We start from the raw sequence: 12,458 nt of genomic DNA on the forward strand, positions 1-12,458 counted from the left end.
GAACGTCGTGAGACAGTTCGGTCTCTATCTATTGCGGGCGTTAGATGTTTGAGAGGGCTTGATTCTAGTACGAGAGGACCGAATTGAACAAACCTCTGGTGTATCAGTTGTACCGCCAGGTGCACCGCTGAGTAGCTATGTTTGGAAGAGATAAACACTGAAAGCATATAAGTGTGAAACTCGCCTCAAGATGAGACATCTTTTAAGGGTCGTGGGAGATGACCACGTTGATAGGCTACAGGTGTAAAGTTGGTAACAGCATAGCCGAGTAGTACTAATTACCCGTAGATTTATTGCCTATTGGTTCTCAATAAAGCCTTATAAGTGCAACCAAGGTTTTGCCTTTGTGATGAAATTTACCGATAAATTGATTTAAGGTTCAATGTTTAAAATTCAAAATGATAAACTTTGAACATACAACTAAAAACCTTAAACCTATATACAACCTTTAGGGTGGTTTTAGCGGTGGGGCTCACCTGTTCCCATTCCGAACACAGAAGTTAAGCCCACCAGCGCCGATGGTACTGCGAATAGCGGGAGAGTAGGTCGCCGCCAGTTTTTATTAAAAGTCTCATGCATTCATTTGCATGAGACTTTTTTTTGCTCAAGATTCAACATTCAACATTCAACATTCAAAATTCAAGGTTCAATATTCAAAGTTCAAGGTTTAAAGTGGATACTCACAAGACAGGAAAGATACAGCAGCAATCATAGCACAACAACCATTACAAAATCTTATCATTCATCATTTATCAATTATCAATTATCACTCATTGCTCATTACTTATCGTTTATTGCCCTAATTTTCCTTCTAACAGACTTACATTTAAATATCGGCATCTCCCTAGCCCCGATAGTAGCATATACCCCGCAGCAAGTGGTGGAAAGCGAGGCACCAGCCAAGGAAAAGCCAAGGCGTGAGGAGTAGAAGCAAATAGCGGGAAATTGCTCCTGAAAAGAATAGTGATGCTCCAACAACAGCTTTTAATATTTTACACATAATCTAAAATCACCTTTATAATGCACCAATCGTAAAAACAATACGGCTGCTGTAAGTACCTGTGGGAATGGTGACAGATACGCCGGCTAATTCCAGCTGAACCGGAATATTGGTATAGGAAGCCAAAGCCAGAACCGCTGTTATTCTGAATAATTCAACATCAGTGGTCAAAGGGATATTGGTATAGGTCGTTCCGCCGGTAATCGTACATGTTGTGCATGATGTTGTTCCGTTGCCGGTACGCCGTGCACGTAAAAGAAGGTTTGAATTCCAAGTAGGATTAGCTTCATAATGCATGGTTACCTTTCCATTTCCCAAAACTAATGGGACGGAAGCGTTCAGGAGAATTTCGTTGGACGCACTTTCATAAGTTCCGGAATAGTTATTTCCGGCTTCTGTGATGGCCGGAATATTTACCACCCAGTTTGTTCCACCGACGGTTAATGTCCTCTGGGATTTTATTTGTGAGAATAACAGAAAAAGGACAGGTAAGATGATTTTTTTTATATGATTGTTCGGCAGTAATTTCATTTGTTTCTTATTCGGTGATGGTATAGGTAATAACTATAGGAGTATTGGATCTGGCGGTTACATTAGCATAAGAATTTGTAGTTAATGTTATCGTTAACTGATGCCCATTGTTGGTTCCGTTCCCGGTAAAAGCTCCGCCAATTCCACTGATGATGGTTTGCGCTGCAGTTGTCAGGGTTGTTTGCGCGGAAGGTGTTCCCAAAGTACCACCTCCCGATCCGGAAGCTGCGGCTGCCTGAATTCTGATATCAGTTCCCGGAATTACCTGGTTAACGGCAGCGGTAATTCTTCTTGTAACACCTGAGGTCGCAATGGCAGAAGTATAATTGATCCATTTTGTTGTATTAGCTGCAGGAACAATTATCGGGTTTCCGGCTTCGGTAGGCGCTGTATAGTTCAGGCTGATGGTTCCTGCAGGTTCCACATCCATTAATGTTACAACAGGCAATGTTAAGGTAACTGTTCTGTTGCCTGTGGTCTGTGAAAATAGAGAACAGGAAAGCAATAGGCTGAGAACAAAGGTGAGTTTTACCATATTCAATTTATTTTTTGCTATAACTTACCCTGATTGATTCCTGTTGAAATTTGACCTCCGTCTGCTGTTTGATAACATGGAATGTAACCATCTTTGTTTCCGAAGGTTTTAAATGAAGCTCACACTGCTCTATTGGAATTTTATATTTTTTGTCGAGGCCGTTTCTGTAAATTTTCACCTTCCATTCGCCGGGGCGGAGATAGGTAAAATCAAAAGGTTCTCCCAAGGCTGCCATTTTCCGGTACGTTTGGTCGCCATTCGAAGTTTCTACAATAATATAATCTTTTTTCTTTTTATCTTTTATTGACGGTAGCTGGGCAAAACTGGGCTGTCCGGTTTCAGAATAGTCTATGGTTCCCTGAATGATTGCCGCTTCAGTAAGACCGAAATTGAAAGTGTTTTCTTTACCTGTTAAATGCAGAGAAGCGGGAATATTCACATTTGGAATATCATTGATGTTTATGGTCGAGCGGTCAATCTCCAGTACATAATCTCCGGGAACTATATTTTTAAATGTAAAATTTCCGTTTTGATCTGTTATCGATAAATGATTTCCAAGCATCAGCCGAATGCCTTCCACCTTTTTAACCCCGAGATTACTGATATTTCCGTAAAGAGTGGTATAGTCTGCTTTTTTTTGCGTAGGAAGATGCAAGCGTAATGTGTAACGGAGAGAAAAAATAAAATCTTTGTTTCCCAGTTCTCCGCGCTGTAAAGTGTATCTGCCCGAAAGATCAACTTCATGTCCCGGAGAAATCTGCTGATGATATAATAGTTCAAATAGGTTCCGGTCTGCAAAGTATTCCTCAGGCATATAATTGTTCTGATAAAACACGCTGAAACTGCTTTTGTCTGAAAAACGGTTTAATATCCTGGCTCCGTAATATACCTGTTTCTGGTTGGGCATCTGATACCGTGAAGTAATAGCGTAGCTTCCGTATAGATTAAATGAAGTCCTGAATTTTTCGAAACTGATATTCGCCGTGTAGAAACTCGAGTTTCCTGAAAACCCTAAAAGATAATTATCTGTTTTGCCGAACTGACCCTGCAAGTTTATCTGAAAGATCCCCAGCTGCTGATCAAGGCTGAGCCGGAAAAACCTTTCTTTATAATCGAATTCTTTGGGCATCAGCCGGTCTTCATAACGCTGAAATCCGCTGTAGAGCATTAATGATCCGTTTTTATTATATTTATATTGGATTCCATACTGAAGATATTTCCTATAAGGCGCTGCCAGAAATAAAGTATCCCGCTGAAAATTCTTGGCATCCTGTACATAATTAGCCATAATATTAATTTTTCTGAAAATTTGGTATTGAAAATTGCCGTTGAAGGTACTGGTATTGTTGAAATATCCTGCATATTCCGGGCTGGTCCGCATATACATCATGTTGCCGCTGATTTTATCGAGACTTACAACGGTTTGAAGCATCGATGCATTTCCACTTGTTTTATCGGTTTTGCTGAAAGATACCTCTCCCGAAACTTCGATATTTTTATTAATTTTAAATTTACCTGTCACATAAGGAAGATGGGCATTTGAATCTAACCGGAAGGTTGAAAACCCAAATCCTGTATTTTCTGTTCTTGGGATTTTGTATAAATAACCGGCAGTAATTTCGGATTCTCCGGTGATTTTATACTTTGTATAAACATTGAATTCATCTTTGATATCCCTGAAGAATCTCGGGTGGTTATAAAATCCTCCAAAACCGAATTTTTTCGTATTCAACCGGACTTCCATTCCCCGGCCGTATCTTGCATATTCCGTTAAGAAAGAAGAAGAATAATTTTTATCTCCCGCATGAACAAATACATGATCTCTTTTAAAATTTACAAAATATTCTTCGTAGGGCGTAAAAGAATTGAATTCGATGGGATTTCTAGTGACAGCATGAAATTCGATGAGATTTTTATGATCTTTATCCAGACTTCCTTTTCCGTACAGTTCGCCCTGAAATCCGTCATGATATTCGCCACGGTTCTGCATTCCGATAAAAGAAACCGATGCAGCCACCGGCAACCGGTGAAAAATATCCTCTTCACCAGGATTCGTGGAAATCACTTTAATACTGCTGTACGCACTTTGATTTTCCTTGGGATAGTCTGCAGAATATACTGAGAGATTTACATTCTGATATTCATTTTTTCCCAAGGCCGGATCGGTATTTTTCGTTACTGTAATTATTCTTTCTTCCCCTGCTGATAGTGTAATAGCTGCCTGATGGTCAATAACTGCATTTTTGCTTTCCAATACCAGGTTTTCCAAAACATTTCCATTGTTTTTTAAATGGAAAGTGGATGTAATGATTTCCCCGGCTTTTACAAATTCAGGAGAACTTAGAGCAGTTAAGGAGATTTGTCTTTTACCGGCAACCATAAATCCAATTTGCTTATTAAATTTTTCACTGCTGTTTTTTCCTATACCTTTTAATCTGACGAAATATTTACCTTGCGGAGTTTCCACTGCAATTTTCAGAGGGACGATATACACACTTTTTCCGTTGCCTGGAATTTCTGCTTCCCCCTGTTGAACGACAGGAATAATAAAGGAGTCTGAAGTTTCTATCTGCAGATCATATCGTTGGGTTTCATTAGTAGGATTTTCGAGAATAAAGGAAACAGAGGTAATTGTTCCCGGCGGTAAACTATCTTTTTTGTCTACAAAATCTTTTTGTTGGGAAAAGGTGAGTACCGGAAAGAGTGAGAATATATATAATTTAAATTTTTTAATCATCCTTTACTTCTAATTCCACAGTAAGGGCGAAAACATTCTCATCATCATCGGTAGCAATGAGTACGGCGTTATATCGGGCAGGAGGGATTTTTTCAAGAGGAATTGGAAATGATTTTGAGGTCTGTGGCAACAATCCCATCGCCTGGCTTGAAAAAGTCCCGATTTTCTGTCCGCTGGTGTTATGATAAAGTTCAACAGCTACCGTCGGTTTGCAGTATAGATTCCCCTTATTGGAGATAGCCACATTCAGAAACCTGCTTCCGCCTTCCTTTTCTATTTTTACCCCTTCAAATTTCAGTTCCGGTTTTGCTTTTTCGGAATCCAGATCGGTAATTACCTGTACAGCATACCGTATCACCGAAGAAATGCTTACTCCCTGTGTCTTCTCATCAGGTCGTATATCTTCTACAGGCTCTACAATAACAACACTCCAATAACTTCCGGAAGCAATAACCTCATCTGGAATAGTAATCTCATAAAGAATCTCTGTTTTTTCCTTTGGCTTAAGACTGACCAGATTGGTATTCATACGGATCCACCCAGTATTGGTTCTGCTATTGCTTCCCGGCTTCAAGTACTGGATCGTACCATCCGATTCATAGCTGAAATCCTGAAGAAAAAGTTTTATATTCTGAGGTTGTTTACCATTATTTTCAATAGCAATTTTTCCCCGGTAGACTTTTCCTTTTTCTACTTTGTGCAAGTGGGATAATCCGTTAAGAACCACAATGCCCGCTTGTAAAAAACAGAACTGAAAGAAAAAGATCAGCAATAGCGATATACGCTTTATCATAATCATGTAAAGTTTAATTGTAATTGTTGGCAATAAAAATCCTGAAAGAAACTTTACCGTGTTTCTTTCTTAGTCCAATCTGAAGAACAGTGAATGTTAGTTGTCTGAAATAGTATAGGTAACAGTAGCTACTGTAGTGGCGGTTGCCTGCAGGTCTGCGTATACGGCAACACCGCCGGGACCGCTTCCCGGAGCCAGGGAATACGTAAGATTATGACCGTTATTTGCACCATTTCCCGTGTAAGCGCTTCCGATGCCTGAAATAATGGTCTGGTCTGCGGCACTTAGCGTAAGTTGGGCGGCCGGAGTTCCCAGGGTACCTCCTCCCGCACCGGTAGCTGCAGCTGCAGTTACCCGGATATCGATACCGGGAATGATGGCATTTAATTTTACGGAAACGTTGCGTGTAGGATCGGCAACCGATTTAATGGAAGAATAGTTGAGCCACAAGGTATTGTTGGCAGCATTGGCGACAACGGGATTACCGGCTTCGGTAGGGGCTGTGAATCCTAAGGTAATATTCTTGGTAGCGGCCGGTTCGATGTCTACCAGCGCGACTTCAGGAACAGAGATCGTTATCGTGTGATTGTCGGTGTTGGTGTCTTGTGCACTGAGGCCTGTAGTTGCGGCCAATGCAGCGAAAGACAAAGCAAGGGTAAGTTTAAATCTTTCCATGGTGATATATTTTGTGAAATGAAATTAATAAAATTCAGCATTATATAAAAGTTTTTTAACAATAAAATTCATCCTTATGATTTCGATATCAATTTATTAGTAAAATAATTCGTAACGAAATTTTCAGGAATATTAGTCAAAAATGGTTTTATAATTTTATGACTGAAGTCAAGTTTGCAAAATTTTTTATTGACCTAAAGGTGAAACGTAAATATATTTCGCTGAAAGCAGGGAAAGAGAATAGCAATGTCCCATTGTTTTATGAACCTTAACCCGTTGATGATTTTCTGATAGGCAACGTAAAATGAATGGGAAATTTGGGATAAATTATTTCTAAAAATAATTTTAAAGAGTAATATTTAAAACCTGCTCAGGATTCCCCAATGGATTTTTATATCATTGAACTTAAAAGGATTTCCAAACTCGTTACCGTTCGAAAGCTGGAAGCTCATCAGACCGATCGGAATGAAGAAATTAAAGCCGAGACCTACACTATAAAGCTTGGGCCTGACGTTGAGCGATTTATTGTTAAGCTGCCCATACTGCCCGAAGACATCAAAGAATGCCTGGCTCCCGATCAGGTATCGATACTCCAGTCCTCCGTAATAATAAAAGTCGGCCGCCAGGGAGTTTTCGTTGAACCCCCGCATGGAATTCCAGCCTCCGAAGCGGTACAGTTCATTCGCCGAAAAATCAATCTTCGAGTCCATCATGGCGCCTTCCGCTTTGATGTTCAGGAAGTGGTTGCCGTTGATGTGGTAATTATGCTCTCCGAAAAAGTAAAACTGGTTTTGCGGTGCGGTAATGTTATCTTTAGTATAAGTCGTCGTCAGGTAATCATACCCGCCGTTGATTTTCGTTTTGTAAAGGAAAAGGTCGATATCCGTAGGTTCTACCATTTCGAACCAGATCCCGATTCCCTTTTTGTTATAATCTTTCCCCTGAACATAGAGGGTATCGATAATGCTGGAGCTTTCAAAAGTTCCTCTCAGACCGATTTTGTTCCGGGAATTGATGTGGTAATAAAATGCGGGAAGTGCCTTCACATTCGCAAAAGTGGAATCCTGCCGGAAAATATTTACTTTCATATTCAATCCGACATTGGATTTGAAAAGGTAAGGAATATCCGTCTGCAGATCGAACGTCTGTCCTTTATCCGGATTCCGCTGCCAATATAAATTTACGGTTTCAAAACCGTTGAAAATATTCCTGAAATTTACATTCAAAGTACCGTTCAACGTGAATTTATCGGTCTTGTCATTCCCGAAACCGATCACCCCGTCGAAACTGTTTGTCTTTTTCTTTTCCATGAAAAGATAAATGCTCGTCGAATCTTTGGTAAACAAGGTTTGCGGCGGCCGTTCCAAGGTTACAAACTGATGGCTCTGAAAACTTTTATTAATGGCAATCAGGTTTTTGTCGTCATAGGTCTTTCCCTTGAATTCCTTTTCCAGATTTTTAATGAATCTTTTGGGAACGCTGGTGTAGCCTTTCACCACAAAACCGTCAATGGTTCTTTTGTTGTTTTTATTAATATCCAGCTCTACAACAGGATACCCGTTTTTCTGGCCTTTGTATTTGGATTTGATCCTGCTGAACGCAAATCCGTCATCAATATAGGTTTTATTAATCCTCTTTTTCGTAGAATCCAGATTTTTCGTAAAGAACTCTTTTTGAATATTCGTCCGTCGAGCAATAGAATCTGAGAGGCTAACGTATGTCTGATTGAAATTTTTTCCCTTATCGTAAACAATTTCCGTACTGTCGCTCTTTTTTCTTACTTCTTTCAGTTGGGTGAAAAAGTAATTGGTTTGCGCCAGAGAATCTAAAAATTTCACGGCTGAAACAGAATCTTTTACTTTTTTCCTCACTTTCGTTTCCGAATCGATCAGGAAATAAGATTTCTTCTGCGCCTGGACGAAAACGCAAAACAGTACAAAAAATATTTTCAGAAACAGTTTCAAGCTTTAAATTATTAAACCATTTGGTTATTTTTGAGAAATTAAGTTAACTCGCCGAGAATCTAGTGGCCTAAAATAATAGGAATGTTATTTTTGTTTAAATAACTGAATTTACGCCAGTTTATTATATTTCTTCATTAAATTCTCATAAGTTCCCTGTGGCAGGATCCATTTCAGAGGAACTCCGATTTTCTGCCCGAACTTACCGAAATAGTAATGCGCCTTCCATTTCTTTTTAGCTAAAAGTCCGTCTACATATTCTGCGACTTCCAGCGGTTCCGTACCATCGCCGACATGGGAATTCATCAGGGCATACACTTTATCAAAAACATTTTTATACGGTTCCGAAACTTTTGTTCTTACACGGTTTTCAGCAATATTCGTTTTTATGTCGCCCAAATGTAAGGAGCACACTTCAATATTCCATGGATAAACCTCGTATCGCATGGCTTCCGTCACTTTATCCAAAGCCGATTTCGAAGCGGAGTAAAACCCGCGGAACGGCAGTCCCATTTCACTTCCGATACTGGACACATTGATAATCTGCCCGAATTTATTTTCGCGCATCTTAGGCATCACGGCACTCATCATCTGCACGGCACCTACCAGGTTCAGGTTAAATAATTTCAGAATATCTTCTTTCGAAGAATCTTCCACGGAACCCACCATTCCCATTCCTGCATTATTGATCAGGACATCAATCCGGGTCTCTGTTTTCAGCACCTCGGCAATTGCCTGCTGTACCGCCTGGTTATCCGTAACATCCGTCGGAATCGATTTGAAATACGGGCTTTCGGTAGACTTTCTGCTCAGGCCGTAAACCCGATGGCCTTTTTTTCCGAAATATTCCGCTAAAACAAAGCCGATTCCCGATGAAGTTCCTGTGATGATTATTGTTTTTGACATTCGTAATTAAATATTGATATAAATAGGGAGGAAACGAATTTTTTCCCGGTTTTAAAATTATTATTTTTCGCTGGTTTTCTATATAGAATACAGCTTCAGCAAATGTAAAAAAAGAAAACGGAACTCCTTCATTTATTAATCCTGAAATAAAGATCCTTAAGGACGTTTCCAGAAATATTTTAGTCTAGATTATCGGTCGGATAATAACCTTAAAATAAATTTAATCTTAATCCGGAATGGTTTATAAAAGAAATAATTATCTTGATTGTCTATGTTGCTGATGCATAATGTTTTAATTTTTGTGGTAGCTCAGCATTGATTCACCGGGATAAAATTTTTTAATAAAAGCGCAATGTAACCTTAATGATTTCTGCGGTAGCGCTGTTCTAATTTTGCATCAGCTTAAATCAAGGATTTTATGAATGTATTTAAAATCCCCATCTCGGTAAATTATTTTACAGGAAGGGTATTACTTATTGGTGCAATAACCGCTTCACCGCTATTTCTGGCTCAGAAAAAAGACAGCTTAAAAGAAAGAAGTCTGGAGGAAGTTGTGGTCGTGGGATACGGAACACAGAAAAAAAGCAAGGTATCCGGAGCCGTTACAGAAGCTTCATTAGACAAATTAACTTCCAGATCGTTATCCGGAGTAGGAGAAGTGCTCCAAGGAAAAGCTGCCGGTGTTACCGTAGTAAATGAAGGCGGGGATCCTAACGGTACTCCCAGAGTGAACATCCGCGGTTTAGGAGGGATAAACGGAGAAACGCCGCTGTATGTCGTGGACGGAGTCGTTTTTAACGGAACGCCTTCTATTAATCCCAATGATATTCAGGACATTTCCGTTCTTAAAGATGCTTCTGCAGCCATTTATGGGGCACGATCATCGGGAGGGGTTATCTTAATTACCACGAAAAAAGGGAAGAAAGGAAGCCTGACGGTAGATTTTGATGTAAAATACGGATTGAATCAGGCTTGGAAAATAAGAGAAGCTTTAAATGCAGCCGAATTTCAGGATGTGATGTATAAAGCTTATGAAAATGCAGGAAAACTGAACAGTTTACCGATGGCTTTCAACCCCAATCTCTATCCGGATGGAAGAGTGACGAGAACAAACTGGATGAAAGAGATTTTCCGTACGGGTGCTATCCAGGAATATAACGTGAACGTAAGCGGCGGAAATGAAAAATCGAGGTATTTCGTTGGCATGAATCACAGAAATCTAGAAGGGATTTTATTGAATACACAGGCCAAAAGATACAATTTCAGAGTCAATTCCGAACACAAAGTGAAAGATTGGCTGACCATCGGTGAAAACATGTATTATAATTATTCCGATGGAAATTCGGCGGATACCAGAAGTGCGTATACCGGTGCTTTGGTCGCTGCCATGTATTATCCACCCAATGTTTCCGTATATACCCCGTCGGGAGCTTATTCGGGACTGCCGGTTAATGTGGCCGGAGGTTACGGAGACGTTATCAATCCGGTGGCTTATCTCCAGCGAATTAATATAAAAAATCCGACTCATGAAATCCTGATCACCCCGTACGCAGAGATCATGCTGGCAAAAGACCTGAAATTCCGTTCCAATTTCTCTCAGACTTTTAGAATAGGGAATGTCAAGAATTTTACGGCAAGGGTGTTGGAAGTGGGTAAAATATTCGATACCAATAATCTGGAATACCAGTCCAACAATTCTTCCACCGCTCTCGCGGAGCAGCTTCTTACCTACAAATTTGCTCCGGGTAAGCATAACTTCGATTTCCTTACCGGATTTACTTTCCAGAAAACAATCGATGAGGGTTTTATGGCAAAAGCCTATGATTTCAGAAGTGAATCGGAAACCTTTCAGTATCTTCAGAATGCAGCAGATACCAATAAAGATATTTCCAGTTACCGATACAGGCAATCGTTGGTATCTTATCTGGCAAGGATAAATTATGATTATGCCGGCAAATATATTGTGAGCGTGTTGGGAAGGCGCGACGGCTCTTCCCTCGTAGCACAGCAGAACCGTTTTGCTAATTATTATGCGTTGTCCGGGGCCTGGGTGGTAACTAAAGAAAACTTCATGCAGGGCATCGACTGGCTTTCCAATCTAAAGTTCAGGGGAAGTTACGGTATTCTTGGGAATTTGGGAGGCATTTCATCCCAGGCAGTAAATCCGCTGATGACCCGATACAATAATGTGGTCTTCGGGCAGGATCCCTCTCAAAATATTGCCTACTACGCCACCACCCGTCCGAATCCGGATCTGAAATGGGGGAAATCTGAGCAGACGGATTTGGGAGTAGATGCTTCATTCCTGCACAACAGTCTTTCTGTTCAGTTTGACTATTTTATTAAAAATTCCAGGGATCAGATCTTTAATGTAAGTCTTCCAAGTACTTCCACATATTCCAATCAGTATGTAAATGCGGGATTATTTGAGGACAAAGGTTATGAAGTGGGAATCAATTACAACAGCAAAACCCAAGGAGATTTTACCTACTCAATAGGTGCGGTATTCAGTCAACTAAGAAACACGGTGAAGCAGTTGGCCGGGGTGGATGAAATCTTTATCAATGATAATGGTGTACGAGGGGTGTTAAAGCCAACAAGGGTAAAAGTAGGAGATCCGTTGTATTCATTTTACGGATACCGGACAGGAGGGATTTTCCAGACGCAGGATGAGATCAATAATTATAAAGATGCCAACGGAAACCTCATCCAGCCCAATGCCAAGCCGGGAGACATTAAATTCCTGAAAAAAGACGGCAATACCGGAACTCTGAACAACAATGATTTTGTAAACCTCGGAAGCCCATATCCTAAATTTTCCTATGGACTTTCCTACAACATGGCGTGGAAAAACTTTGATCTGAATGTATTCTTCCAGGGTGTTTACGGAAACAAAATATTCAACGGATTTAAGTTTGTTTCACTGAATCCGGGAGGAACGGGACAGAACTACAACATGGACCGCGATATCCTGAATGCTTGGACCCCACAAAATACGGATACCGATATTCCAAGGCTGGTACAGGGCGATCCAAGCGGAAACTATTCCAAGGTATCGGACTTTTATGTGGAAGACGGATCTTATCTGAGACTGAAAAACTTTACGGTCGGATACTCGTTCCCGAAAGACCTTTATAAAAGGCTGGACATTAATAAGCTGAGGATCTATGTGACCACGAATAATCTGTTCACTATCACAAAATATACAGGCTTTGATCCTGAAGTGGGAATGAACTCTTACGGAGTAGATACGGGAAGGTATCCTCAGGCACGTTCATTTATTTTCGGGGTGGAAGTCGGACTATAATTTTTAACCATTA

At 40.3% G+C, this 12,458-nt stretch carries 8 protein-coding genes and 2 rRNA genes (1 of these 10 running past the window's edge); 3 read left to right on the forward strand and 7 right to left on the reverse strand.

The window, feature by feature from the left end:
* Both QE422_RS04095 and rrf read left to right on the forward strand, forming a co-directional pair.
* Positions 1 to 298, forward strand: a 23S ribosomal RNA gene (locus tag QE422_RS04095); it begins 2,462 nt to the left of the window's first position.
* A 151-nt stretch (positions 299 to 449) separates the two neighbouring features.
* A 5S ribosomal RNA gene (rrf, locus tag QE422_RS04100) occupies positions 450 to 558 on the forward strand.
* Positions 559 to 1,015: 457 nt separating this feature from the next.
* Here the strand turns inward: rrf and QE422_RS04105 are convergent.
* The 7 genes from QE422_RS04105 to QE422_RS04135 form a co-directional block, all read right to left on the reverse strand.
* On the reverse strand, positions 1,016 to 1,531 hold the full coding sequence (locus tag QE422_RS04105; RefSeq protein ID WP_307455257.1) for a hypothetical protein: 516 nt from the start codon (positions 1,529 to 1,531) through the stop codon (positions 1,016 to 1,018).
* Positions 1,532 to 1,538: 7 nt separating this feature from the next.
* Positions 1,539 to 2,066, reverse strand: coding sequence for a hypothetical protein (locus QE422_RS04110; RefSeq protein WP_307455259.1), 528 nt, complete (start codon positions 2,064 to 2,066; stop codon positions 1,539 to 1,541).
* A gap of 7 nt (positions 2,067 to 2,073) precedes the next feature.
* A complete protein-coding gene (locus QE422_RS04115) occupies positions 2,074 to 4,803 on the reverse strand; it encodes a hypothetical protein (RefSeq protein ID WP_307455261.1) in 2,730 nt (909 codons plus the stop codon).
* Positions 4,796 to 5,596, reverse strand: a complete 801-nt coding sequence (locus QE422_RS04120; protein WP_307455263.1) for a WxL protein host-binding domain-containing protein — start codon at positions 5,594 to 5,596, stop codon at positions 4,796 to 4,798. The genes QE422_RS04115 and QE422_RS04120 overlap by 8 nt, the downstream gene beginning before the upstream one ends.
* 96 nt (positions 5,597 to 5,692) lie before the next feature.
* Positions 5,693 to 6,271: a hypothetical protein gene (locus tag QE422_RS04125; RefSeq protein ID WP_307455265.1), complete on the reverse strand. Its 579-nt coding sequence runs from the start codon at positions 6,269 to 6,271 to the stop codon at positions 5,693 to 5,695.
* A 359-nt stretch (positions 6,272 to 6,630) separates the two neighbouring features.
* Positions 6,631 to 8,235 carry a hypothetical protein gene (locus QE422_RS04130; protein WP_307455267.1) on the reverse strand — a complete coding sequence of 535 codons (1,605 nt, stop codon included), beginning with the start codon at positions 8,233 to 8,235 and terminating at the stop codon, positions 6,631 to 6,633.
* Between the two features lie 108 nt (positions 8,236 to 8,343).
* On the reverse strand, positions 8,344 to 9,138 hold the full coding sequence (locus tag QE422_RS04135) for an SDR family oxidoreductase (protein WP_307455269.1): 795 nt from the start codon (positions 9,136 to 9,138) through the stop codon (positions 8,344 to 8,346).
* Between the two features lie 418 nt (positions 9,139 to 9,556).
* On the opposite strand from QE422_RS04135, the gene QE422_RS04140 reads away from it, so the two are divergent.
* Positions 9,557 to 12,445, forward strand: a complete 2,889-nt coding sequence (locus tag QE422_RS04140) for a SusC/RagA family TonB-linked outer membrane protein (protein ID WP_307455271.1) — start codon at positions 9,557 to 9,559, stop codon at positions 12,443 to 12,445.
* The last annotated feature ends 13 nt before the right edge of the window (positions 12,446 to 12,458 follow it).

The sequence above is a fragment of the Chryseobacterium sp. SORGH_AS_0447 genome, from assembly GCF_030818695.1.
Lineage (GTDB): Bacteria > Bacteroidota > Bacteroidia > Flavobacteriales > Weeksellaceae > Chryseobacterium.